Here is a 25,444-nt window from a genome sequence, read left to right as displayed (position 1 = left end):
TGGCAGCTGCATCGCCAACTTCGCCTACTTCTTACCGGCTCGTTCGCCCAGTTTGGCCTGTTTTTCCGCAGCCGCTTTGCTCAGCGACGCGGTGCGTTCAGTAGCGACCTCGGCGAGCTCGCCGGCGCGTTCTGTGACGACCTCGGCGATGTGCGACGCACGACCGGCCAGGACACCGGCCGTTGTCGCACTGGCGGCGGTCGACGGCAGCACCGCGGTGACCTTGTCACTCGCGATGGCTGCTGCCTTGCGTCCGCGCCATGCCAGCGAAGGCTTCCCTTCGGTGTCGACGGTTGTGATCAGCAGCCCGCCCAAGAGTCCCACGTTCTTGATGAAATGGGCCTGCTGCTCGGCCCGCTCGTCCAGATCGGTCTCGTTCCAGAAACCGTTTCCGGCCAGCGTAGTCGGAATGATGACGCCTGCGAGGGTCAGAGAGGCGAGCCGCGGGAACTTGCCGGTGGCCAGCGCCAGACCACCGATGATGTGAATCGCGCCGTTGATCCGGACCAGCACCTGCGCGTCGGACGGGATCAGATCCGCGGCCTGCAGGGGCAGTTGGGTTTTTGCTTTGTCGACAAACGGCTGGGTGGTTTCGGCTAGCTGTTCCGGGCGGCGGATCGCATTAATCCCGGTGGCGATGAACGCGGTCGCGAGCATGGGACGGGCAATGCGGCGGATGAGCATGAAACGGCCTCCTCAGGACACTGGTTACAGGGACGTGTTCCGCGAATGTCATGCGCGAAACCTTGTCCCAAATAATTAACTTTCGCTGCGCACAGATGGCCAGCTCTGCGTGATAGGTGGCCATCTTGTGGGTAGTGCCCCCGTGCCAAACTGGGCAGTCGGTTAGGCGACTTACTAGTGGCTGCCGGTATTGCCACGAAAATCGGGGGCCAACCGCGGAGTAGCGCCATTGGCGTCAAAGTCACCCTCGTTGATCGCATCAGGACTATGGTATCAGGTACTCGAAACCCTGAGTATCAGATACCTACAGTATCTGGTCCTCCACTCGATTTTGTCAACCATCTAGTGAGGAGGAGTGTCGAGCACTGCAAGTAGTGTCCAGGCTGTCGATGGGCTGGACTCGATTGGGCAGGCCAGTGAGATGGTCGCGCGGCGCGCTGATGGGGGGCTGCTCGGCGGTGTGGTGACGTTCATTGACACGACATCACGATCGGAGACCCATCATCGAGGGGAACAGCGGTGTGCAGCTCACCGAGATCTATGCCCGATCGCCGCTCGCACCATGCTGTTCCAAAACCCGAGGACTACACCAGCGTGCTGCGGGTCCTTGACGCCTGACCATGAACGATTGCAGTGATTTGGCTAGCGGATTGTCCTTCCGAGGATCGACAGCTTCGCCGGTAGACACGCGATGATGAGGTGCTGATTCCTGCCGTCACAGTAAGGGAGAGCGTTGCGGTGCGGGTTCGCTTCGCGACCTCGCTGAATGGGCGGCTCGGCTGGGGACAGAAGACACGGTGAGGGATTGGGCCGGCGTGCCGACGATGAAGAGCCCAACCTCTGACGCGACGCGCGTGGCCGGGCGTCGCCTCTCGCAGTTCGGGGCGACTTCGAGGGCTTTGACGAGACGCGGTCTCAAGCCTCCGGGTCGAGGGCGTACTGCGTCCCGAAGGCGGTACTGCTGACTGCCGCAGCTCGTGGGCAAAGATGTCGGTTGCGAACGCCTGCTGCGATCAGTAACAACTGATGTGCGTGTTTGCTCTCGGTGTGAGATCGACTAACTTGAGTCGAAACGAGTCAAAGTGCTCGGATTCGCCCGTTTGATGACCGTGGCGCGCTCTGGCGGGACGTCAAAAACAAGCTGCGTGTTGATTTTCAGGAGGCATCGTCATCGACAGTCCAACCGATGAGCAGCTAACGGTCCACTGGTGGAACGCATTCCAGAACCGCGGCGACGTAGTCGACGGTGCAGAACTGGAGGCGCACCACCCATGGTGTCTTGGGTGCGGTACCGACAATCCGCACGGATACCGCTTGCAGGCCCGACGGCGTGGAGATGGCGTGGTTGCCGTGCATGTATTCGATGGTAGACATCGCGGCGCCCCCGGAATAGCACACGGTGGCGCCGTGGTCACCGTCCTCGATGACATGGTGGGGATGCTGCTCTACGTCGTGGGCGAGATGGCGGTAACTCGCAAACTCGACACCGAGTTCTTCGCCCCCGTGTTGCTGGGCACCCGGTACGAGGTCAGTGCCGATCTCGTGTCCCGGACGGGCCGCAAACTCAAAGTCCGGGCCGAACTGCGAGAGGCGACAACCGGCCAGCGCGTCGCGTCGGCGGTTGGGCTCTTCATCGTCGTCACGCTGGAGCACTTCACGAGCACGTTGGGTAAGAGTTCTCCGAACCACGTTGTAGAGACGGCTATTCCGCAGCAGGTAAGTGACCACGACGATACGCCGACGACGCACTAATCTCCCGCGTCGCGCGCCGGGCGGCGACCTGTAGCGGAAGGAATGCTGTGAGTACATATGGTCTCTCGATCCTCGGCACCGGATTCCACACGGTGTGGGCTTCAGAGTTCTACTTCCGCTTGGTTTGGGGTCGAGCCCATTAGTGCTGTCCTGCGCTCAGCAGGGGTGCCGGTGGGCCCCGAGTACGTACTACGTGACCAAGGCCCGCGCGCCGTCGGCGCGGACGCGACGTGACGCGGGTGATGGGTCCGGCTCTTGAACAGCTGGGGGAGGACAACTACCGGGTCTACGGTGACCGCAAGCTGTGGACGGCCGCGCGCCGGGCGCGGTCACGCCGTCGGCCGCGACCAGGTCGCCCAGTTGATGCGGCTCGCCGGCATCGAAGGGGTCCGCCGGGGAAAGCAGGTGCGCACCACGAAAGCCGATCCAGATACGCCACGGCATCCGGATCTGGTCAAACGCAACTTCACCGCGACCGCACCCAATCATCTGTGGGTGCCGATCTGACGTACGTGCCGACCTGGTGCGGGGTGGGGTATGTGTGCTTCATTACCGACGTCTACTCCCGGATGATCGTCGGGTGGCGCGTGGCGTCGCATATGTCGTGCCGACACGTTGGCCGAGATCGCAGGTCCGGGGCACCACCCCGACAGCCCGGCGGCGGGACCAGGCTAAGTGGACCGTCGTGCAGCAGAGCCTCGGGCCGATCGCACCGACGAGTCAGGTATCCCCGTGTCGCACATCGGCCCTCCTCGCCGAGTTGATCACCTCGCCGTGGGCCACCATCTGGGGCACACGTCAGGGCGCATTACGTTCCACAAGCCGGTCCGCGACTCTCGACGAGGCCGCGCCCACTCGTCGGAGAAGCCGTGCCACTCGCGGCATGACCTCCAGATCGCGATACACAGCCGCGTGCACGAGCCAGTCCGCAGCCTCGACCGCGGTGAGCGCGGGAATTTGGTGGTATTCGTTGGTGGGCTCGATCATCGGTGTCCGCACGAGCGGGAAGAAGACGGTCGTCACAGAGACCCCTGTGCCACGCAACTCCGACGCTATGCTGCGTCCGAAGGCGGTAATCGCGGCCTTCGATCCCGCGTATGCCGAGAACTTGGGCATAGCGCCCATTGGGATCCCCCAGGTGGAGACGTTGATGAAGTGGCCGCTGCCGCGCTCCTTCATGGCAGGTAGGAACCCTAACGTCAGCTGCACGGGACCGAAGTAGTTGACCGCCATGGTGCGCTGATAGTCGTGCAGCCGATCCGTCGAGTCGAGGACCTCGCGGCGAATCGACCGCCCGGCGTTGTTCACGACGATGTCTGGGCAGCCGTACTCGGCGAGCACGTGCTGGATCAGGCGAGCCGTGTCGTCGGTGTCGGAGAGATCCGCCGGACAGGCGTCGGCATAGCCGCCCGCGGCCCGGATACGCGTGACGAGCTCGTCTAGGCTGTGCGCACGACGCGCCACCATCAAGACGTGGGCTCCACGACGGGCGAACTCTTCAGCTGCCGCAGCGCCGATGCCCGACGAAGAGCCAGTGACGAGGACGGTTGAATACCGTAGCCGCCTGGCCGGCGACCCGGTGCGAAGTGTATTGACGAGCTCGCCCGGCGTACGTGGTCGTTGTAAAGCAGTATGCGCGACTCGGGCCGGCACGTATCTCACAGCTGCTGCCACCATGCATAGACCGTAGATCACGAGGCGCAGCACTATTGACCCCCATCCGCTGCGAGGATGCGGCCGATGGTCGTCTTGCCCGTCGTCCCAGTGGGCCGGAGAACACGAAATATGTGGGCCGCCGTGCCAGAGCGAGAGCCCCTCGCTGCCGCCTTCGTGCACCAACAAAAGCCAGACTTGGTGCTTGACGGCCGGTGGTTGGCCGATTGGCGATCTAGCTCGGCCAGGACGGCGTCGTAGCCGGTTGAGCGGCCCCTACGATCACCTGGTCACCATCAGCCGTCAAGATCAGCTGTCAGCGGTAAGAACTGTCCTGAGGGAGGTGTCGGTTCCGGTTGAAAAACGAGCCCGCCGAAGCGACACGGGGGCAACCGGCGCACGACGACACCGCCCGCCCGCTCTGTTCTGACATGTGCACAATTCGATGATTTCAACACCGTCCGACCCTCCGCGTGTACATATACGTTCCATTCCTGTACACACGCGCCTGTAGCGACCGCGCGGCCCAGGCCGTCATGCCGTCTTTGCGTCTCGCTGGTTAGCCGTCTTGCCAGCCACCGCTCCCTATCGCGCGGCCCTGGATCGGGGCGGTTTCGGTCATCGCACGACCGGGGCATTTCCGATATCCGATACTTGCGGTATCGTGTACGTATAAAAGCCGTAGAAACATCAACCTCAGGGGAGGCTTCTTATGGCTAGAACCGGCATCATCAAACGTTGGCGTAGCAACATGGATGTGCTCGACGACACCGTGTACACCGACATGCTCAACACACTGTCTGAGGGGTCAGTGCGACGGCATTTCAACCCCTATATCGATATCGATTGGGATGCACCCGAGTTCGCGGTGACACCCAATGACGAGCGGTGGATCCTTCCTGGGACCGATCCGCTCGGACGTCACCCGTGGTATCAAGCGCAAGCGGTCGAGCGCCAGATCGAGATCGGTATGTGGCGTCAGGCCAACGTTGCCAAGGTCGGCCTGCACTTCGAGTTGGTCCTGATCCGCGGCCTGATGGACTACGCGTTCTGGACGCCCAACGGGTCGCCCGAGTACCGCTACTGCCTGCACGAGGCCGCCGAAGAGTGCAACCACACCATGATGTTCCAGGAGATGGTGAACCGCATCGGCGTCGACGTGCCCGGGATGCCAAGATTGCTGAGGTGGTCCCAACCGGTCGTCCCGTTGATGGCCGGGCCGCTGCCGATCCCGTTCTGGTTCGGCATTCTCGCCGGTGAAGAACCCATCGATCACACGCAGAAGAACGTTCTGCGCGAGGGTAAACAGCTGCACCCGATCATGGAGCGGGTGATGGCGATCCACGTGGCCGAAGAGGCGCGGCACATCTCGTTCGCGCATGAGTACCTGCGTAAGCGGGTGCCGCATTTGTCGCGAGGGAAGCGGTTCTTGCTGTCGATGTTTGTGCCGGTGATGATGCGCGTGCTGTGTTCGGCCATCATGGTTCCGCCGCGGGAGTTCTGGAAGGAGTTCGATATTCCACGCTCGGTGCGCAAGGAGGTCTTCTTCAATTCGCCGGAGTCGCGGCAAACGCTACGTGACATGTTCGGTGACGTCCGGATGCTGTGCCACGACACGGGACTGATCAATCCGCTCGCCAAGATCGTTTGGCGGATCTGCAAGATCGACGGCAAGCCGAGTCGCTACCGTAGCGAGCCGCAGCGCCAGCACGTGTCCGCCGTAGCGTAGGGCGGCGTACATGCCCCATGTGATCACCCAGTCGTGCTGTAGCGACGCCTCCTGTGTGTACGCCTGCCCGGTCAACTGTATTCATCCGTCGCCAGACGAACCCGGGTTCGCCACCGCTGAGATGTTGTACATCGATCCGGTCTCGTGTGTCGACTGCGGCGCATGTGTATCTGCCTGCCCGGTCGGGGCGATAGTGCCGCAGGCAAAGCTGCGGCCTGAACAATTGCCGTTTGTCTCCCTCAACGCGGCGTTCTACCCGGATCGGCCCGCAGGCGAGAGGGTTCCGCCGACGTCTAAGCTGGCGCCGGTCATCGCCGCGCCGAAAGTCGATGCACGCGAGTCTGATCCATTGACGGTAGCGATCGTTGGCTCTGGTCCGGCGGCGATGTATGCCGCCGACGAACTGTTAACCCAGTCAGGCGTACGGGTCAACGTCTTCGAACGTCTCCCGACGCCCTATGGGCTGGTGCGGGCCGGCGTCGCACCCGACCATCAGAACACCAAGCGGGTCACGCGGCTTTTCGACGAAGTGAGCCGATCGCCTGGATTCACCTTCTACCTCAACGTCGAGGTGGGATCGGATGTGTCCCACTCCGAACTCTTGGCCCACCATCACGCGGTGGTGTATGCCGTCGGAGCGCCGAACGATCGCAGACTCGACGTCGACGGCATGGGACTGCCCGGCACCGGCACGGCCACCGAAATGGTCGCGTGGATCAACGGACATCCCGAATACACAGATCTCCCTGTCACGCTGGAACATGAACGAGTGGTGCTGGTCGGCAACGGCAACGTCGCGCTCGACGTAGCCCGCATTTTGACGACTGATCCGGACGCATTGGCGCGCACGGACATCGCCGATCACGCGCTGGCCGCACTGCGGCAGTCGAAGGTCAACGAAGTGGTGATCGCAGCCCGCCGCGGGCCGGCGCAGTCCGCTTTCACCCTGCCGGAATTGATCGGGCTAACATCGACGTGCGACGTGGTTCTCGATGCGACCGACCAAGCTCTCGTGCAGGCCGACCTCGCCACGGCGGAGGACCCGCTGATCCGAAACAAACTGGAGGTACTGAGCAAGCTCGGAGACGCGTCAGTGCCCGCGACGCGCCCGCAGATCCGGTTAGCATACCGGTTGACGCCCGCGCGCATCCTCGGCACTGCCCTCGTGAGCGGCATCGACTTCACAGTGACGGGTTCGGATCGAATCTGTCATCTCGACGCCGGCCTGGTGCTGACATCGATCGGATACCGCGGGAAGGCCATTCGCGATCTACCGTTCGATGACGTCGCCGCCGTGATACCCAACGACGGGGGCCGGGTCATCGATCCGCAAACGGCACAGCCGGTGCCAGGCAGCTACGTGGCGGGCTGGATCAAGCGCGGCCCCAACGGTTTCATCGGCACCAACAAGTCGTGCGCGGCGGAGACGGTACAAAGCGTCGTCGATGATTACAACGCCGGTCTGTTGACCGCGCCGCGCACAAGGCCCCACGCGTTGGCGAAACTGGTGCGCAGCCGCAGACCAGATGTGGTGAACGCGGCCGGATGGAGGGCCATCGACGAAGCCGAAATCAAGCGTGGCGGAGGGCGCCGCCCGCGCGACAAGTTCACCTCGGTCGCCGACATGTTGGCAGTTGCGGCCGCCGCACCTACTCCGCCGTTCACGCAGCGGATGCTGGCCGGTTTCTGTCACTGACGACGAGCCCGCTGTCATGCTGAGACACGAGGTGGCGGATGGTTACCCGGCTACCCGGATGGGGGCCGATGTTGCTTACCGTCGTGCTGGTCTCGTCTTCGTCACCGAGCCACAAGGGCCCGATTAGACGCTCCACGCCGCGAGTGTTGAGCGAACTCTCGTGGAGTGGGCGACGCTCCGCCGCGCGGGACTCCTTACATCATTGAAGTCGAGGGTGACCTGATCGCCATCGCGATCCCTACACGCTTCGCTCCCACGGCGAATCCACCACCGCATTGCAAGGGCGATGACTCCATCGCCCGCGAAGCGACGCTCCTGCTGCAGACGGGCCTGGGACAAGTGGTGATGCTCTCACCCGGAGGACCGCGGCGAACTGATGGTGAAGGTGTCCGGGGTCAAGGCGTTGGCGACCACTGCCGCGCTCAACCTCAACAGCGGGATCTTCGAGGTGATCGGTACGGCGCGGGATCAATCCCAAGTACGGCTTCGACCGTTTCTGCGCAACGTGCGTACCCACACCCGGCACGCCCCAGAGGCATACAAGATCGCCGACGTAGGCCAGCACAGCCTCAACGGGCAGTACCCGATCCCCGGCTTCACCTCGTAGGTGGTGGGTCGGGGACGTACAGATCCAATCGTGATCTCCCACCGCCCCGCCGGGCATCGACCCGGCGGCGGTGGCCCGTCAGAACTCCCGGTGGACCGAAATCAGTCCAGCACCGGGTGAGTGTCACCGTCTCGCGAGAACTATCCGCGAACCGAGGAACGCAACGTAGGCGCCCAGTGCGACCAGCCCCGCCTTCCGCGTCGCCGGAATCGCGATCGCGGTGCCCACGACGGCCTCGGTGACCCCGTTCCGCTTGGTCCACGTGGTGGTGTCCTTCGGGAACGCCGACGCGGTGATGGCATGAAACGCCTGCGGCACCACCAAGTGTGCTAAGCCGGTCGCGGCCAAGACGGCTCCGGCAGCGGCGGGAACGGACGTGGTCTGGTTGGGCATTGGGTGTCCTTCTGTGAGGTGGATTCGATAGCTCATCAGAGCCAAGCGCACCGGCGGTCGTGAGACAAGACCACATGCCGGAGGTGGGGCGGGCGAAATGATCGCGGTTCACGGGTTAGTTCTCTCAAGTACCCTGAAGCACCCAGGTCCAGTTCCCGATCCCGGACAAACTGCTTGCTGGCCAGGCGCACCAGCTGCGCGCGGCCGCAGCTGGTCGGCCGAGCGTTGTACGTAGCGCAAGTTGGCGATGTCAGCCTATGCCGGCTGGGGTCCTTCGGCGCGGCCCCACAGGGCGTCTACTTCGGCCTGGGCAGGTGCCATCAAGTGTGCGTTCGCCGACCGCGGCACCCCCATCGGGGCCTTATCGACCATTGACAACACTGTCTCTGCGGACTGATAGTTGGGAATCGAGCTGTGGCTGCTGACACACATATTCTGGTGTGGCGGAACGGGACCGGAGGACAGCATGGACGCGGAGCAACCCGCCATCAGCTCTACCGACGACGCCGGTGTGGTCGACTTCAAGGCAGCGCCCATCCGTGCAAGGCGGATCAAGTTCTCCTATCCGCAGGGCTCCATGAACCGACACTATGTCTCCGACGACCTGATCATGAGTCACGTCGTGTCCATGCTGTCATCGGTCTTCCCGGAGGGCGAGGACTTCTTCATCCGGTCGGTGAAGTACTACAAGGATGAGATCGCCCACGCGACATTGAGGGCGCAGGTCGACGGGTTCATCGGCCAAGAGGCTACACACGGACGCGAGCACCGCGAGATCAACGAGCATCTCCAGGAAATGGGTTACCCCACTCGGATCAATGACCGCCTCACCAAGCGAGCGCTGGCGATGATCTACCGTCACGCGCCGCACAAATTCTCCTTGGCCATGACCGCCGGCCTCGAGCACTACACGGCGACCCTGGCCTCTCTGCTCCTCACGAATACCGAGGCACGCGCGCTACTCACCTCCGACGAGGTGCGGGGACTCCTGCTGTGGCACGCCTACGAGGAGGTCGAACACAAAGCGGTGGCGTTCGACGTCTACCGGACCATCGGTGGCAGCGAAGCTCTGCGTATCGGCACGATGCGCGGGATCCACATCACGTTTCTGGGACTTGTCACCGTGTCCACGCTGGCGTCAATGCTCACCGATCGCGCCACGTACAACCCGGTTCGTCTTCTGCGAAGCGTGGCGGCTATGCGCACCAACCCGTGGATCAACCGAGATGTATTGCGCGAGTTAGGAACCTACACGCGTCGCGGGTTCCATCCCAGCGACAACCCCACAGACTATCTGCTCAAGACCTGGCGCTCGGAGTTGTTCGGCGACCAAGGTATTTTGACGGACAACCTCGTGGGTGGACGTCAGCGCCGCTCGGACCGCTGCTGAACGAGGGCCGCGTCGGTGGGTACCTGTGACCCCCGTCGTCGCACCACGATGGTCCTCGATGTCATCGAGATGGCGCGGTGGGCACTCACCCTGATCATTCCTATAACGAGCAGCACGCGGCGCCGACCACCTCTACACCCTCAACTGCGAAGAGCCAAAAACGTTCGGTTCCATCCGCTGCTGGTATTGGACCGCCCCGAGATCCGGCGGGGAAGCCCTGGCCGGGCTGCTCGATGTCTCCGAGAGCTTCGGTAAATGCGGCGACGGACGACTTCACCGATTCGCTGTCCGACGTTGACCCGGCCAGTGCGCTAACTCCGGCAGGAATCTCCGAATCATGTATTGAAGTACTCGAAGTACCTGATACTGTGATGCACACCATTGAAGGGCTGTGCAGCCATATGAAGGAGAGCAGTATCGCTACGGGAGTCACTGGTCGTGCGACGGATAGTCTTGCGACCTTCGGGAACACGACCATGCTCGCCGGCCAGGCACTGCGGTGGACCGTGTATGACATTGTCACCGGACGATTTCCGTTTCGGGAGGTCGTTGTACAGACCTGGTTCGTCATCACCGTCACGACGTTGCCGGCGATCCTGGTGGCGATTCCGTTCGGCGTTATCGTCTCGGTGCAGGTGGGAAGTCTGACCCAGCAGGTCGGGGCCACGTCCATCGCCGGCGCCGCTGGTGGACTCGGGATCATTCAGCAGGGGGCCCCGATCGTGACAGCGCTGCTGCTCGGTGGTGCGGCAGGGTCGGCCATCGCCTCTGACCTTGGCGCACGCACCGTCCGTGAAGAAATCGATGCCATGGAAACTCTTGGACTCAATCCGACCCGTCGAGTCGTCGCACCGCGGTTCGTTGCGGTTCTCATCGTCGCTCCAATGTTGTGCATGCTGATCGTGTTTACCGGTCTCGTGGCCGGCTACATCCTGAGCGTCAACGTCCAGGGCATCACGCCGGGAAGTTACGTCGCCTCGTTCGCCTCGTTCGCCTCGTCGGCGGACATCGTGGTGGCACTGATCAAGTCAGTGGTGTTCGGTCTCGTGGTCGTGGCGATCGCATGTCACCGGGGTCTGTCCACGAAAGGCGGCCCGAAGGGTGTGGCCGAATCTGTCAACGCCACCGTGGTCCTGGGGGTGGTGGCGTGCTTCGTCATCAACGTGGTCATCACCCAGCTGACAATTATGTTCGTCCCGCAGACCATCGGATGACGGAGAACACGTGACCGCAGTACCATCCACCCGTTTCACTTCTGTCACTCGTCCGATCGTGCGTTCTGTGACGCCCCTCGCCGAAGTCCCTGCACAACTCGGGCACATCACCACGTTCATCATCGACACCGTCGCAGGAATTCGTCACGTCGCGACCACCTATCGACGACAGACGCTTTTGTACATACAGGAGTTTGCTTGGGGACGAGGCGCTGTTCTGGTCGGCGGGGGTACCGCGGTCGTGCTGGTCATTCTCGGAATGGCTGTGGGGGCATCTATCGGCATTCAGGGTTACGCCTCGCTGGACCTGGTGGGGATGGGGTCTCTTACCGGGTTCATCTCGTCATACGCCAACACTCGGGAGTTGGCACCGATGATCGCTGCGATCGGCTTTGCAGCCCAGGCCGGCTGTCGCCTCACTGCGGAGATCGGTTCTATGCGCATCGCCGAAGAGATCGACGCACTCGAGTCGATGGCGGTGCGGCCGATTCCGTACGTCGTCAGCACGCGCGTGGTCGCAGCGATCACCACTATCATTCCCCTCTACATCGTGACGCTGATACTCAGTTTCGTCGCGGCCAAACTGGTCGTCATCCTTATGCACGGTCAGTCAGGTGGCACCTACGACTTCTATTTCAATGCGTTCCTCAAACCGCAGGATCTGGTGTTCTCAGTCATCAAGGTCCTAATTTTCGTGGTATCGGTCGTCATCGTCCACAGCTACCAGGGTTTCTACGCCACCGGTGGAGCAGAAGGCGTCGGCCGCGCGTCTGGTCGAGCGATCCGCAGCAGTCTCATCGTCATTGTTGTGGAGGACATGATCTTGACCCTGCTGATGTGGGGCTTCGATTCGGGCGTCAGGATTTCGGGCTAGGGGTTGAAGTGGCTGTTTATAAAGATCCGTCAGGGCGCGCGCCCTCAATAACAAATTTGACACTGCGTGGGATTGGGGTCCTCGTCGTAGTGGTGGTTGCGGCCTATTTTCTGGTGTCAAACGCAACCGGAAAATTTGAAGATAACAAGACAGTGACGATCACCACCGACGCGATTGGTGACGGGTTGAAGGGCGGATCGGAGGTGAAGTATCGGGGCTTCACGGTGGGCAAGGTGTCCTCGGTGTCGGTGCGCGACCAAAGCACAAATGTGAAAATCGAGCTCACCGGAGCGAACGACGACATCCGGTTGAGTCAGGGCTTGGCGGTGAATTACACGTCCGCCAGCGCGCTGGGGCCGACGGCACTCGAGGTTGTCGACCCTGGGCGGGGAGCGCTCATCCGTGATGGTGGCAGTGTCTATGTGAGCAAGCAGCAGTCCGAACAAACTTCGGTATCGACCCTGATTCGAAAACTTTCCAAGCTGGTCAATGCTCTCGATCAGCCAGCGTTCAATTCTGTGGTGAAGTTTGTGGTCGACGATTCCCAAACGTTTGCCGACGCCGGCAAACTCATGTTCCAGATCGCGCAGCTCACTCGGGACGTTCAACAGCGGCCAGTGGGCCAGGATTTGGCGATCGCGGCAGACGTGTCCGAGGGTGTTGCCGACTTCATGAAGCCGTTCATTCCGGGCATCCTCATGAACGTCGACATCGCGGACTTCTTCGCCACCGACGAGGCCATCAAACAGACCAAGGGCAACCTCAACGACACCGGCGAGGTCCTGTTCGGCGGACTCGGAGGACTGTTGAGCAAAAACTACCCGGCGTTGAGTTCACTACTGGACGTCGGCCTCGATTTGGCGAGGCCGGTCGCCAGATCGGCATCGGGGCTCGCGCGGACCGTTTACACCATCCCGCAGATCCTGGACAGCATCGACAAGGCCACGCCGCAGGTCGGCGAGCGAGTGCAACTTCAGGTCGCCCTGGTAGTGCAGACGTCACCTGCGCTGCAGAGCGCGCTTGCAGTAGGAGGACCGAGGTAGATGAAGCTCAAGTCGTTAACTCCCACCATCATCAAGATCGTCGCGTTCGCCGCAGTCATCGGCGTTCTCACCTACGTGATCATCGCCATCCTCGAACCCAGCTCGGATGGACCGAGTTCTGAACGATCTGCGGTCTTCTCCGATGCATCCGGGCTCAAGCCTCGCGACGGTGTGCGGCTGGCTGGAGTCAAGGTCGGTTATGTGACGGCGATCGACCTGAAAGGGGCCACGGCGGTCGTTCATTTCCAACTGAACGACGACGTCACGATCACATCGAACACCACCGCCGCCGTGCGTTATCAGAATCTTCTGGGACAGCGATATGTCGAATTGATCGGTGCGGAACAGGGGAAGACACAGGGGGCACTCACACAGGTGGCGCTCGACAAGACTGTTCCCTCATTTGATGTGTCCACCTTGTTCAACGGATTCAAGCCGGTGTTCGACACGCTTAATGCCGACGAGATCAATGAACTGCAGTCCAATTTATTGCGCGTTGCTCAAGGTGATGGAAGGGGTATATCGCCTGTTCTGAAGCAGGTCGCCAACATCACCGCCTACGGGAACCAGCGGTCTGAGATCATCACGAATATTGTGACGAGTCTTGGCCAGGTCTCCGACCAGCTCGAAGGCCGCTCGGCGGAGATGGTCGAACTCGTCGACAAGCTGGGATCGATCGTCGACGCCTTCAGCCGCGTGAGTGACCGGCTGCGAGAGTCGCTACGCGAGGTCAACCGGTCCATGTCGAAGACGGTCATCACCGGCGAGCAACTTGAGTCAACGTACGACCAGAGTTTCGCGGCGATCTATCAGCGTCTGGCGCGAGAACCCGGGGAGTTAGAGGGTCTACTCAACGGTGCGGTGCTGCTCAAGCCCCTTATGGACTCGCTGACCGCTGCGACGAACTCCACGCCGAGCGAGGCGCAATGTTCGAAAGGTCTTCTGCCCCTGCCGGATACAGCGAAGATTGCGCTTATGGGGCAACGATTGGTGGTGTGTCAGTGAGGTTGTTCAATCGAAATCGATCGCATCACCAGCCCGAACGCAGACGCGACCTCATCGTCGCCGGTGTGGTGGTGGTGACGGTGGTGGTCGGTCTGGTGATCGCCGGGGCCGTGTATATCTCACCGCCCGGTCAAAAGGTGTACTCGGCCCATCTGGTCAACACCGGCGGGCTGGAGTCGGGTGATCAGGTGCGTATAGCGGGGATAAGACAAGGGAGGGTGTCGTCGGTGGACCTCACGGGAACGGTTATCACAGTCAAATTTCGACTCGACGACTCGGTGTCAGTCCGTTCGGATGCTACCGCAGCGGTTCGCCTGATCACGCCGATCGGCGGGCGAGTTCTCGATCTGGACCCAGGGTCAGGACCGACCGCGCTGTCGGGGGCCATCCCCCTTGTTCAGACATCGAGTACCTACGACATCTCCAACACGCTCGAGACGACGACGCCGGTGTTCCGTGATGTGAACGGCGTCGATCTCCGTCAAACTGCGTCGCTGCTGCAGAATGCGTTCTCCGACGGCAACACAAACATTCCCGACGCACTGAGGAACACCAGCAGTTTGATGGACCTTCTAGAGCGACAGTACGGTCAGCTCGACAAAACGGTCGCTCTATCGGATGAATACGTCAAAGCTTTCGCCGACCAAAAACAGGTGCTGGTCGACTTTCTCCGTCAACTCAGCTTCCTGGCCAGTACGCTGGGACCTGATATCCAGAACGTCCGCGGCGGGTTCGACTATCTCAGGCGTCTGTTCAAACTTCTGACGAGGCCGCTCGTGGCGTACCGCGATGGGATCGAACCGTCCGTGCAACAGTTCAAGACGCTCCTGGACAAGGTGTCGACAGAGCTGCCGGGCTACTCCAATGCCCTGACACAGGTCGATCAGATCACTCAGCGCCTCGGCGTCCTCCTCCAGGCGCCGGTCGGTGCGCCGGCCACCCCAGAACCAGAGGTTCGTGTGTGCATTCCGAGTGGTGACGACAAATGCTGACCACCTGGGTCCGAAGACTGCTGCTCCTGATCGCCGTGGTGGTTGTGGTGGTCGCTGGTATCGGGATAGGGCGGACGGCGTCCGACGACACGCGCGCCCTGTGCGCAGAGTTCACCGATGCATCGGGCGTCTTCAAAGGCAACGCAGTCGCCATGCTCGGCAAGAAGGTGGGCAGCGTCGTCGGGGTGCACCAGAATGAAGGTCAGTCCGGTGTAAGGATCGACATGCGGATCGACAAGAGCGTGCCGCTGTCTGCCGACGTCGGCGCGACTCTGGTGTCGACGTCCATCGTGACCGAACGTCAGATCGAGTTCAGCAAGCCGTACTCCGGTGGAGCCCGATATGAGACGAATCAGTGCATTCCGTTGAGTAAGACGAGAACCCCGCTGGGCGTCAGTCAGACGCTCGATTCGATCAGCAACTTGTCCGAGGACCTGGTCAAGGACAACGGCAGGAACACCGACGCCGTCCTGCAGTCCCTCAAGCTCGTCGCCCGCAATCTGGAAGGGACACAGGGTGACGTGGCCGGGATCATCAAGGACTCTGCCACGCTCATCAACGACCCGGCCAAGCGGGATGGACAGATTCGCAGGATCGTCGGGAACCTCGCAACACTGACGGGGGTGGCAACCGAGAACGACAAAGAGCTGACCGCCCTCTTCGACAACTTCGTGGGTGCCATCAATGTCATCGTCGCGTTCGGTCAGACGTTCGGCGCGGCAGTCGAGTACGCGGGGACGTTCGTACCGATCCTCTCGCGGTTCGCATCGGATTTCGGGCCCCCAATATTCGCGATCGGTGATGCTGCCGTTCCGCTCATCGCCGGCATGGGAGAGCAGCCGGACATGGTGGCAGCGGTCGCAGCCCGCACGGCAGACCTCATCGTGAAACACCCCGATGCCAAGTCGATCGTGCGGGCATTCGCAGTGTCGCTGCCTTTGCGAAGCCTCGTCAGTGGCTGCGCCGCGTCGGCGGCAAACGGCGTCTGCGGGCCCGGCGATGCGTCAAGGACGATCGCCGGGATGATGGGGGGAGGGGCCTGATGATCTCGGTCAACCGCTCACGCTTCGGACCCATGATGGTCGTACTGATGGCAGCGATGGTGTTCGTGACGTCGTGTGGGATCAACGCCGACAATCCGCCGACCATAGGGACCTCCGACGGCAACGGCTACGACATCGAGATGGAGTTCACCAGCGCACTCAACCTGCCGGCCCTCGCAAAAGTCCTCTCAGAGGGGCTCAGCGTCGGAGCCGTCGAGGATGTCACGTACGAGAACGGGCATGCGGTCGTCAAAGCTCGCATCAAGAACAACACTCAGCTGCCGGGCGAATCGCGAGCTGAGCTGCGTCAAGACACTCTCCTTGGTGAGATCTACGTTGCCATCCTTCCCCCAGTCGAGCCGTCGACGGGTGCGTTGCTGCGGTCGGGTTCGGTGATCCCGCTGGCACGGACCGAGCCGGCAGCAAATGTCGAGGACGTCATGCGCGGGATGGCGAATGTCCTCGGCGGCGGTGAGCTCGACAAGATCCACACCGCAATCTCGACATTGAACACCACGTTCCCCAAGGATCCGCAGGAATTCGACGCCCTGTATCGGACAACGCTGGAGACCGTCTCGGAGGTCTCCTCGAACACCGACCAGCTCGACGTAGTGTTGAGGTCGGCTGATGAGACTCTGAAAGTGATCTTGGACGACCCGTCGGGAATCGACCGGATGCTGACCAAGGGCGGACGCAACTTCTATGGCCTCGGCTACTCCTTGATCGACGTCGCGCTACTCATCGCCAACTTGCGTGATTTCGCTACGGCCGCGGGCAGGATCGTGGATCCGGAGTACTCACGCATCAAGGAGTCGGTGGCCGCGATCGCCCCGGTGATCGCTTCGATCGCCAACTCCGACATCTACTCGAAGTCCGTCACGGAGCAGGCAACGCGCGTCATCCGCGACAAACTCATTCCATTCGTGGGGTCGCCGGACATTAACCTCTCGGACATCTCCATCGATGGTCGGGACCTGGCGCGGCGTGACGCCGAATCGTTCATAACCGTGTTGAAATCGATCGGAATGATGCCGTGAACCGCAGCAGCAGCACGCTCATATCGATGGTGGCTCTCGCCGTCGTGTTCGTCGTAGGGCTCGGCTACCTCGTCGTCGGCGTGGCACGCGTCAACCCCACCCGCTCCGAGTACTCGTTAACCGCCTTCATCGACAACTCCGGCGGTCTACTGGACACGTCGCCGGTGATGGTGCGGGGAGTACCCGTCGGAAAAGTGGCCTCCATCAACGTCGTGGATTCGGCACTTAAGGTCGAGATGACGATCGATTCGGACCACAAGATCCCCCAGGACAGCGGGATGTCTATCCAGAATCTGTCGCTCGCGGGGGAACAGTACATCAACTTCGTGCCCACGGGCACGGCCACCGGCGGGTACTTCCACAACGGAGATGTGGTGCCCGCGGACGCGGTGCACGTGTCGCAATCGGTGCCCCAGGTGTTGCCGAAGATGGCTGCAGTGGCAGATGGACTCGACCCGGCATCGATCGAGTCCATCAACAAGACCGTCGCCGAGGCCGTCGCCGGACGGCAGGAAGACCTCGACACGATCGGCGACATGATGCACCGTTTAGTCAATTTCGTCGGCAAAGATGGGTCCGTCCGGGTGACCGCGGACAACGCCGAGTTCCTGCTCGGCCTCATGTCCAATACCGGGGACGTCCTCAGTACGGCAGCTGTGCGCACCCCTGACGCCGTAAACGGACTGGCGCGCATTCAACGGGCGTTCATCGAGTTTACAACTACTTCGTACGACAAGTGGCCTCCGGTGTTGAAGCTTGTGGAAAAGCTCAGCGGCTATATCCAGATCCTGCAGCCGGATCTGCTGACGATCACCCGGGCGGTGAAACCGGCGACCGCGAAGGTCGCGGACACCTACGTCGACTTCGGGTCGATCGGCGACCTCCTCGCCCGAACCTTCCCGGCGTCGGGACCAGGTCGCGCGGAGGTCCCCCTCACCGTGTCGCCGTCACCACGGTGACAACCATGTCCCACGCGGACTGTCACCACAAGTACACAGAAGGCCCCAGATGACAAATGACGAGACCGAACCGCACACCGAGCCCACTGAGGTCGAGGACGCCGCGGCAGCAGCGGCGACGGATAGCGATCTGCTGGTGGACGACAACGCCAAAACCGCTTCCGTAGCCGCGACGGGGGTTGACGACAGCGACGTCGACTCCCCCTCGCCGAGTGGGCGTCGCTGGTCAGTATGGCCGCGATCACGTGCTGCCGTGGTCGTTTCGGCCGTGATCGTGGTGCTCGCTGTGCTGGTCGGCGTGTTCGCCTACCTCTACCTCGAGGCCGACGACGCGAAGTCGGTATTGGAAAATGACGCCGCGCAACGGGCTGCGGCGGCGGAGGCCGCCTCGGATTACACGACCAAGTCCCTGACCTACAGCTATCAGAACACCGACGCCTTTTTTGCGGCGGTCAAGGAGAACGCAGGTGAGGCGCTCGTCAAGCGTTACGACGAGGTTCGACCGACGCTGACGCAGATCATGCAGCAGGCCCAGGTGCAGGCGTCGGGACGCGTGCTGGCCACCAGCGTCACCGGTGACACCGACGGCGAGTACACGGTGATGGTCTTCGCGAGCCAGAAGACGCAGAACGTGCAGAACCCGCAACCGAGTGAACTGCCGACGTTGTTGAAGGTGGTCGTGTCGAAAACGGCTGGGGGCTGGCAGATCCAGAACTATGGCCCAGCTGAATAAGACTGAGACTGCCTGCTCCGCAGAAGGAGTTCCCATGAAGAACACGATGCAGGACGGTCACCTTTGACGGTGACGTCGATTCTCCGCCACGTCGCGACCGAATGACGCCGTAAGACAAGGTGATCACCTACGGGCGGAAACGAACCGGCTCGAGCCGTACTGGTCCCTTGAGGGACGATGCGGGTCAACTGACCAATGCTCTTGGGTAGCACCGGTGTTGGCGACGATGACCGTGTCGCCACTTTGCTGTGGAACCTCTTGGAGGCGCGTACGCTGCAGTTCCGTTCAAGGTGCCGTCCTGCGCACCCTGAACGTTGCGGTTGTCTCAGCGTCCGACTTGAGCTCATCGGCGAACCACGCTGAGGACCGGCGGGCCATCATCACTGATAGTTTCCTGGCTCTTCCTGATTCAGAGTGCGTCGAGGTGTTGTGCGAGGCCGCCGGAGTGGATGAGTGACCGCAAGATGTAGTGGTTGAGGTTGCGGAAGCCCAACGCGATCCCGCGGAGGTGTTCCAGGCGGCCGTTGATCGCTTCGACGGGTCCGTTGGAGGCGCCGGTGTCGAAGTAGGCCAAGATCTCGGCACGCCGCGCCCATAATGATCGGCCGAGTTGGGCCAACTCTGCCAGCCCGGACGGAACGCCGGTATGAATCCGTTTGAGCAGCTTGTACATCGCGACCTTGCCGTCACGCTTGTTCTCCTGGCCGTAGGCGTTGATCAGCTCTTGGTAGATCGCGTAGGTGACCGAGACGGCCACGTGCTCCTCGTGAGCCTCCAACCCGCTACGTAGCCGGGCCTTCTGCTTGTCTGTCAGCAACGCGATCCGGGTCAGCAGTGGTCGGCGGATACCGTAGAGCGGATCACCCGTGCGGCCGCGGTGCCCACACGTATCGTGTTGCACGCGTTGACGACACACTGTGAGCTTCTCGGCGGCCAGATGGACCACGTGGAACGGGTCCATCACCGCCCGCGCCTTATCCAATGCCTCGGCGGTCGCGGTGCGATACCCGGTGAATCCGTCCATGGTGACCACCCGGATCCGGTCCCGAAAGGAGTCATCGCGGGCATCGAGCCAGTCCTTCAACGCCGCTTTGGACCGGCCGGCCACCATATCCAGCAAGCGCGCCGACCCGGTCCCATCCACAATCGGTGTGAGGTCGACCAGCACGGTCACGAAACTCGAATCACCATTGCCGCGAACATGTTTCCACTTGTGCTCATCAACACCGAGAACCCTGACACCGTCGAGTCGGCCAGGCGCCGAAGCCACCGTACGCGCCGCCTGCAACGCGAGGGCATTCACGGTGTTCCAGCCCAACCCGACCGACGCGGCGACCGCAGAGACGCTCATCTTGTCCAGAATCATCCGCCGAAGAATCCACGCGATCGTGCGGCGCGACGATCGCCGAGATGTCGGCGCGAAAGATGCCCTGACCACACGCGCCGTTCTCGCAGGCGTAGCGCGGCACCCTCAGATGCAACCGGGTCGGATGGCCCACGATCGGTAGATCTGCCACCTCACGATCGACATGATCACGCAACCGACCCGCCCGCTCGCACCTCGGGCAGCTACTCTTCGGGGCCAAGACCTCGCAGAACAGGTGTGTGCGATCCTCGCCGTCGAGAGCGGCATCGGTGATCGTCACCCCGAGTTCGATCGTGCGGCAAATCGTGTCGGCAATGGCGCTACGCTGCAACGAGGGTCCTGTCGGTGTGAGTGATGAGGTGTAGGAGCTTTCATCTTCACACCACAGGACCCGCCCGCATCCCCGGCTCGCCGCCGCCGAACCCGACCTACATCTTGTGCCCGGTAGAACCCGTTCTACGCACCGTCAATCAGGAAGAGCCAGTTTCCTGGTGCCGTTGGTGGCAACCGGTCCCGCCGGGCATCGCACCCTGGATGTGGATCTTTCGTCGATTAGTCTGGTCGCCTGCGGTGGTGCGCCGGTGCGGCAAGTCGTTAATCGAGGGATTCGCCGACAGGTTCGTGCATGCAAATCCAAGCGTGGGGGATGACGGAAACCTCGCCGCTCGCCGCCGGTCAGTCGACCGTCACCCGGTGTCGCACCCGAAGCCCGCCCTCGGTGGAATCCGGCTCACCGGCCGGGCGGTGCACCCTCCCTGGCCACCAGCTCACCTCGCCGAACAATGCTGCCAGCGCAGGGACGACAATCGTGCGGACGAGAAAGGTGTCCAGGAGTAACCCGATACCGATGATGAAGCCGATCTGCACCATCACGTCGATCGATCCCAGCATGAGTCCGAACATGCTCGCCGCGAAGATCAAACCGGCCGAGGTGATGACCGAGCCGGTGTATGCGACGGTGCGCAGAACTCCGAGCCGGGTATTGGCCACCGATTCCTCTCTGAGCCGGGAAACCAACAGCATGTTGTAGTCGGCCCCCACTGCCACTAGAACGATGAAAGACACCAGCGGGACCGGCCAGGCAATTTCATTGCCGAAAATGTGTTGCAGAACTAGGACACCGATGCCCAGAGCGGCTGCGTAGTTGAGAACGACAGTGGCCAGTAGATAGATCGGTGCGACGATCGCCCTGAGTAAGAGCATTAGGATCAGGCCGACTATCAGGAGCGTTCCGAATCCGAGTAACTTGAAATCGTACGCCAGAAGTCGTTGGATGTCGGCGTTGATCGCCGGGAACCCGGCGACAGATGCGCGCGCACCCTGCAGCGTGGTGTTCGGCATGGCGTCCTCGGCCACCTTCGACAGACTGTTCGCCAACGTCATGGCATCCGCGGTATACGGATCGTAGGCGGTCTGCACTACAAAGCGAGCAGTCTTGCCATCCGGCGAGATGAACTGGCGCGCCACTTGGCTGAACTGTTGATCCTTGAACGCGTCGGCGGGTAGGTAGAATCCCGTTGCCGAGTCAGTGTTGCCGATGTCCCGGGCGGGCGCGCGTAGCTGGGCGGCCACTTGAGACAGGCCCGCCAGCAGCTGTACGTTGCTGTCCACCAATGCGCTCACACCGCCGGACAGCTGTCGGGCCCCGTCGGCGAGCGCTCGGACGCCCGTCTGGAGCTGTGACAACCGACTGCCGAGGTCCTGGCCGTTGATCGTCTGCAGCGCGGAGTCGAGGACGTTCAATGAGCTCTGCAACTGCGCGAGGTCCGCCGTTCCCGGGCCCTCAACTCCACCGAGCTGGGTAGCGAAGTCCGCGAAACGACCGAGGGACTGGTTGTCGGCCAATGCGCGGATGTCCGAGGTCTGTGTCTGCAAGGCCGAACACTGCGGGATCTGGACGCACCAGGGAGCATCGAGTGCACTCAACGCCGGTGCGACGGAGTCGGCAGCCGACTGTGCTTGTCGTGCCACTCGAGACAGCTCGGGAGCTTGTTGGGAAAACTCATCGAGTGCGGGCGCCGCAGCAGCCAGCTGATCGACGAGCGGACGATACTGGCTGAGCTGCTCGCCGGCCGACGAGGCCTGCTCGAGCAACCCCGACAGCGGCGCGAGGTTGGTGGTGATTTGCTCGTTCAGCAAAGCAAGACCGTCGGCGAGTTGTGAGGACCCGGTCCTCAGTAGCTCCAGTTCGCCCTTCCGCGACTGTGCGTCACCGGTCTGTTCGGTGATACCACTACCGATCTGGTCGTTCTGCCATGACAACTCAGCCTGCTCAAGCTTCTCACCCGTCGGGCGAGTCACCCCGATAACGCGGGTGACACCGGGAGTCTGCGCGACGCGCGACGCCATCTGTTCAAGATCGGCCAGTCCCTGGCCGGTGCGCATGTCTTTGTTCGACTCCACCAGAAGGAATTCGGAGATGATGGTGTCTTTGGGAAAGTGCCGGTTCAGCAGCGCGTATCCCTCGTTGCTTCCGGTGTCCGGCGGCTGACCTTCCCGATCGTCATAGGTGATCGTCATGGTGGTCGCGATGAGGCCGAGAGCGATCAGTGCCACCAGGCTCACCGCGAGCAGCGGGACCGGACGCCGGATCACCCCCGTTCCCACCCGATGCCAGTACCGTCTGGTGAGGTCACGACGAGGTAGCCCCGCGCCACGCTTTGCCGCGAACGACAGCACGGGGGGCAGCAAAGTGACGGTTGCCAGGAAGCCGAAGGCGATAGAGATCGCGCACGCCGGGCCGAGCGTGTTGAACACGCTGAGCTTGGCGAACGCCATCGCTAAGAAAGCAAAGGCAACTGTCGTTGCGGACGCGAGCACCACGCGACCGATCGTTGCGTTGGCGTTCGCAATGGCCACGTCAGGGGTATCGCCCGCCCGGATGCCCTCGTGATACCGGCTTATGAGGAATACGGAGTAGTCGACTCCGGCGCCGAAGATGATTACCGTCATGAACATCGAGGTGAATTGAGACACGGGCATGCCCAATTCGCCCAGACCCGAGAGCACCCCGCGGCCCACTGCCAGGCTCATGCCGACCACCAGCAGCGGCATGAGAGCGGTGAAGATCGATCGGTAGACGACCAGCAGGATCCCGGCGATCAACAGCACCGTGGCGAGCGTGATCACGACCAGATCGGTCTCACCCACCGCGAGCTGGTCGGTGAACGTGGCAGGTGGACCGGTCACCCGAACAATCGTGTCGGTACCACTGAAGATTTCGTTCGCGGTGTCACGGACCGCTTCCACGGCGTTGGCAGCGTCCGGCCCGCCCAACGTCCCGGTGACACCGATAGGCAGATACCACGCCTTCTTGTCTTTGCTCAGCGCCTGACTCTCCGTGAGCGGGTCGCCGAGCAGATCGCGGACTGCGATGACGTGTTCCGTGTCCGCACGCAGTGCGGTCACCAATTCGTCATACCTGGCGCGGGTGGCGTCCGAGAAACCCCTGTCGTTCTCCATGGCGACGAAGACGGTGGTCTTGGCCCCCTTCTCATTGAACGCCTCACCCATCCGGTCGAGCGTCTGAAATGACGGTACGCCCGCGGGTATCGGGTCCACCGACTGCTGTCGGATCACGGACTCCAGCTGCGGGAATAGCACCGCTAAGCCGACCGCAACCACGACCCAGACCGACGCCACGAATCCCTTGCGCCGCAACGTGAACCAGGCGACCTTTTCCAGTTGAGCGCTGTACTCACCGGTGCCGGCAGAACGCCTTGATGGACGGTTGTGAACGATCGACGACCTGGCCACGTACGAACTTCCTCTCGGACTCATTGGATTGGGGGAACGCCCCACAGGCGGCTCCGTGCGGGTCGGTCAGCTGTGATGTTCACTCTCTGCTATCGACTCCACGTCTTCGAGCGTGGTGGGGATGTGGTACGGCGGCCTGCTCGTGCCCGTAATGCGATAGCGGTCCCAGAAATCAGGATCGCCCACGACGCACTCGGCGCGGCCCTCTGGTGTCACGAAGACAGCAACCGTGCGCCTGCCCGCGAGGAGGGCGTCGAGCGCATCATTTTTGTCGATCCTGCCGTACCAGGTGTACAAGCCGTTGAGGGGCTGGAAATAGCCTTTGATTTTCACCCGGACAGCAATCTCCTTGCCGCGGCACACCAAGGTGCCCACGCCGGAGTAGTCGAGATCGTGGTCGTCAGACACGTAAAGCTCACTTTCTTCACATCAAGCCTTGACAAAAGAACACACTGGCAGTGACACTAGCAGTATCGGGTACCCAGAGTATCGGGTATGAAGTCGAGACTCAACTCGGCCCGGAACACAACGGAGGTGTCACATGACCGTTCAAAATGTGGAGATCAAGCCCGACTTCTCGACGGAAGGCGTTGCGCGTGTCAGCGCCCGCAAGCCTGTCGACATGCAGAGATCTGCCGGCCGACTGCTGCGGGCGGCGGCCGAAAAATTCTATGACGCGGAGATCGACATCGATTGGGACTCGCCCTGGGAGGAGGGAAAGTACTTCCTGCCCGAGCATCGTGTCTCGCTCTACGGCACCAAGCTGTGGGAGAGGATGAGCGATGAGCAGAAGGTGGAGCTCGGGCGTCACGAGATCGTGAGCATTCTCAGCTTCGGTATCTACGCGGAGAATCTGCTCAGCTCGGCGCTGCTCCGAACATCTGCCAAAGGTGCCCTGACAGATCAAAGGGCCCTCTACGCCCTTAACGAGATCGGCGACGAGGCACGTCACTCGACGATGTTTGCCCGGTTGATCAACAAGACGGGACTGGCGCCGTACAAGTTGCCGAAGGGATTCTTGGGCTTCGCGAAGATTCTGCATTTTGTGCCTCTCGGCCCGTCTGTATCCGGCGCGACATTGCTCATCGAAGAGATACTCGACCGCGCTCAGCGTGAGGCGATGAATGACCCGAAAATGCAGCCGCAGCTGCGCCAGCTCATGAAGATCCACGTTCTCGAAGAGGCCCGCCACATCACCTTCGCGCGGCTGGAAATGGTGGAGGGGATGCAGCGTCGCGGACGCATCTCGCGCGCTTGGCATCGAGGCGTATTGGCGGCCGTTGCGAACTTTGCGTACCCGTTGCTCATCAATCCGAAGGTGTACCCCGCTGTCGGAATCAACCGTCTGCGCGGCCTCTGGACGCAGCAGACGAGCCCGAACTATCGGGTCAATTTGCAGTTCATGTCCGAGCCGATGATCCGGTTCTTCCACGAGGCCGGGATGATGGAGGGGAAGTTCACGATGGCGATGTGGCGCGCAACGCGCAGCCTGCCCGACGATCTGCGCTAACCACACCC

At 62.0% G+C, this 25,444-nt stretch carries 21 protein-coding genes and 2 pseudogenes; 16 read left to right on the top strand and 7 right to left on the bottom strand.

What is annotated here, in order from left to right:
- Positions 1–24: 24 nt before the first annotated feature.
- Together SCNU_RS05640 and SCNU_RS21030 are read right to left on the bottom strand one after the other, a co-directional pair.
- A complete protein-coding gene (locus SCNU_RS05640; RefSeq protein WP_008382215.1) occupies positions 25–684 on the bottom strand; it encodes a DoxX family protein in 660 nt (219 codons plus the stop codon).
- Between the two features lie 1,194 nt (positions 685–1,878).
- On the bottom strand, positions 1,879–2,058 hold the full coding sequence (locus tag SCNU_RS21030; RefSeq protein ID WP_197038146.1) for a hypothetical protein: 180 nt from the start codon (positions 2,056–2,058) through the stop codon (positions 1,879–1,881).
- Here SCNU_RS21030 and SCNU_RS20800 point away from each other — a divergent pair.
- Together SCNU_RS20800 and SCNU_RS20320 are read left to right on the top strand one after the other, a co-directional pair.
- Entirely contained in the window at positions 2,026–2,436 is a 411-nt protein-coding gene (locus SCNU_RS20800; RefSeq protein WP_008382404.1) for a PaaI family thioesterase, read from the top strand. The two genes, SCNU_RS21030 and SCNU_RS20800, sit on opposite strands and share 33 nt — an antisense overlap.
- A gap of 175 nt (positions 2,437–2,611) precedes the next feature.
- Positions 2,612–3,038, top strand: a pseudogene (locus SCNU_RS20320) (IS3 family transposase); the annotation flags it as partial.
- Positions 3,039–3,234: 196 nt separating this feature from the next.
- On the opposite strand, the gene SCNU_RS05625 reads toward SCNU_RS20320, so the two are convergent.
- On the bottom strand, positions 3,235–4,113 hold the full coding sequence (locus SCNU_RS05625) for an SDR family NAD(P)-dependent oxidoreductase (protein ID WP_030175686.1): 879 nt from the start codon (positions 4,111–4,113) through the stop codon (positions 3,235–3,237).
- 688 nt (positions 4,114–4,801) lie between these two features.
- On the opposite strand from SCNU_RS05625, the gene SCNU_RS05620 reads away from it, so the two are divergent.
- The 3 genes from SCNU_RS05620 to SCNU_RS20795 all read left to right on the top strand — a co-directional run bounded on the left by SCNU_RS05620 (position 4,802) and on the right by SCNU_RS20795 (position 8,121).
- Positions 4,802–5,818 carry an AurF N-oxygenase family protein gene (locus SCNU_RS05620; protein WP_009678392.1) on the top strand — a complete coding sequence of 339 codons (1,017 nt, stop codon included), beginning with the start codon at positions 4,802–4,804 and terminating at the stop codon, positions 5,816–5,818.
- 10 nt (positions 5,819–5,828) lie between these two features.
- Positions 5,829–7,514, top strand: a complete 1,686-nt coding sequence (locus SCNU_RS05615) for an FAD-dependent oxidoreductase (RefSeq protein WP_030175684.1) — start codon at positions 5,829–5,831, stop codon at positions 7,512–7,514.
- A gap of 376 nt (positions 7,515–7,890) precedes the next feature.
- Positions 7,891–8,121, top strand: a complete 231-nt coding sequence (locus tag SCNU_RS20795; protein ID WP_008382249.1) for a hypothetical protein — start codon at positions 7,891–7,893, stop codon at positions 8,119–8,121.
- Positions 8,122–8,244: 123 nt separating this feature from the next.
- On the opposite strand, the gene SCNU_RS05605 is transcribed toward SCNU_RS20795, so the two are convergent.
- The gene (locus tag SCNU_RS05605; protein ID WP_009678390.1) at positions 8,245–8,514 is read right to left on the bottom strand and encodes a hypothetical protein; all 270 of its coding nucleotides are present in this window, start codon (positions 8,512–8,514) and stop codon (positions 8,245–8,247) included.
- A 466-nt stretch (positions 8,515–8,980) separates the two neighbouring features.
- On the opposite strand from SCNU_RS05605, the gene SCNU_RS05600 reads away from it, so the two are divergent.
- The 10 genes from SCNU_RS05600 to SCNU_RS05555 all read left to right on the top strand — a co-directional run bounded on the left by SCNU_RS05600 (position 8,981) and on the right by SCNU_RS05555 (position 18,804).
- The gene (locus tag SCNU_RS05600; protein ID WP_009678389.1) at positions 8,981–9,904 is read left to right on the top strand and encodes a metal-dependent hydrolase; all 924 of its coding nucleotides are present in this window, start codon (positions 8,981–8,983) and stop codon (positions 9,902–9,904) included.
- Positions 9,905–10,380: 476 nt separating this feature from the next.
- The gene (locus tag SCNU_RS05595; protein WP_009678388.1) at positions 10,381–11,118 is read left to right on the top strand and encodes an MlaE family ABC transporter permease; all 738 of its coding nucleotides are present in this window, start codon (positions 10,381–10,383) and stop codon (positions 11,116–11,118) included.
- A gap of 10 nt (positions 11,119–11,128) precedes the next feature.
- Entirely contained in the window at positions 11,129–11,992 is an 864-nt protein-coding gene (locus SCNU_RS05590; protein ID WP_040517697.1) for an ABC transporter permease, read from the top strand.
- 8 nt (positions 11,993–12,000) lie between these two features.
- Positions 12,001–13,035 (top strand): MlaD family protein, encoded by a 1,035-nt coding sequence (locus SCNU_RS05585; protein WP_040517696.1) that lies wholly within the window; start codon positions 12,001–12,003, stop codon positions 13,033–13,035.
- On the top strand, positions 13,036–14,040 hold the full coding sequence (locus tag SCNU_RS05580; protein ID WP_009678385.1) for an MlaD family protein: 1,005 nt from the start codon (positions 13,036–13,038) through the stop codon (positions 14,038–14,040).
- The gene (locus SCNU_RS05575) at positions 14,037–15,032 is read left to right on the top strand and encodes an MlaD family protein (protein WP_009678384.1); all 996 of its coding nucleotides are present in this window, start codon (positions 14,037–14,039) and stop codon (positions 15,030–15,032) included. The genes SCNU_RS05580 and SCNU_RS05575 overlap by 4 nt, the downstream gene beginning before the upstream one ends.
- Entirely contained in the window at positions 15,026–16,075 is a 1,050-nt protein-coding gene (locus tag SCNU_RS05570; protein WP_009678383.1) for an MlaD family protein, read from the top strand. The genes SCNU_RS05575 and SCNU_RS05570 overlap by 7 nt, the downstream gene beginning before the upstream one ends.
- Complete coding sequence (locus SCNU_RS05565) at positions 16,075–17,112, top strand: MlaD family protein (protein ID WP_009678382.1); 1,038 nt, start codon at positions 16,075–16,077, stop codon at positions 17,110–17,112. The genes SCNU_RS05570 and SCNU_RS05565 overlap by 1 nt, the downstream gene beginning before the upstream one ends.
- Before the next feature lie 26 nt (positions 17,113–17,138).
- The gene (locus SCNU_RS05560) at positions 17,139–18,071 is read left to right on the top strand and encodes an MlaD family protein (RefSeq protein WP_030175667.1); all 933 of its coding nucleotides are present in this window, start codon (positions 17,139–17,141) and stop codon (positions 18,069–18,071) included.
- Between the two features lie 49 nt (positions 18,072–18,120).
- Positions 18,121–18,804, top strand: a complete 684-nt coding sequence (locus SCNU_RS05555; protein WP_175284076.1) for a hypothetical protein — start codon at positions 18,121–18,123, stop codon at positions 18,802–18,804.
- Between the two features lie 409 nt (positions 18,805–19,213).
- On the opposite strand, the pseudogene SCNU_RS05550 reads toward SCNU_RS05555, so the two are convergent.
- The 3 genes and pseudogenes from SCNU_RS05550 to SCNU_RS05540 form a co-directional block, all read right to left on the bottom strand.
- A pseudogene (locus tag SCNU_RS05550) lies at positions 19,214–20,501 on the bottom strand (ISL3 family transposase).
- Positions 20,502–20,845: 344 nt separating this feature from the next.
- Positions 20,846–23,950: an MMPL/RND family transporter gene (locus SCNU_RS05545; RefSeq protein ID WP_083812556.1), complete on the bottom strand. Its 3,105-nt coding sequence runs from the start codon at positions 23,948–23,950 to the stop codon at positions 20,846–20,848.
- A gap of 42 nt (positions 23,951–23,992) precedes the next feature.
- Positions 23,993–24,334 (bottom strand): DUF4873 domain-containing protein, encoded by a 342-nt coding sequence (locus SCNU_RS05540; protein ID WP_009678378.1) that lies wholly within the window; start codon positions 24,332–24,334, stop codon positions 23,993–23,995.
- Between the two features lie 133 nt (positions 24,335–24,467).
- Here SCNU_RS05540 and SCNU_RS05535 point away from each other — a divergent pair, with 133 nt between their 5' ends.
- On the top strand, positions 24,468–25,436 hold the full coding sequence (locus SCNU_RS05535; protein ID WP_009678377.1) for an AurF N-oxygenase family protein: 969 nt from the start codon (positions 24,468–24,470) through the stop codon (positions 25,434–25,436).
- Positions 25,437–25,444: the final 8 nt, after the last annotated feature.

Origin of the sequence: Gordonia neofelifaecis NRRL B-59395 (assembly GCF_000192435.1) — a bacterium.
GTDB lineage: Bacteria > Actinomycetota > Actinomycetes > Mycobacteriales > Mycobacteriaceae > Gordonia > Gordonia neofelifaecis.
This window is presented reverse-complemented; position numbering and strand designations above follow the sequence as displayed.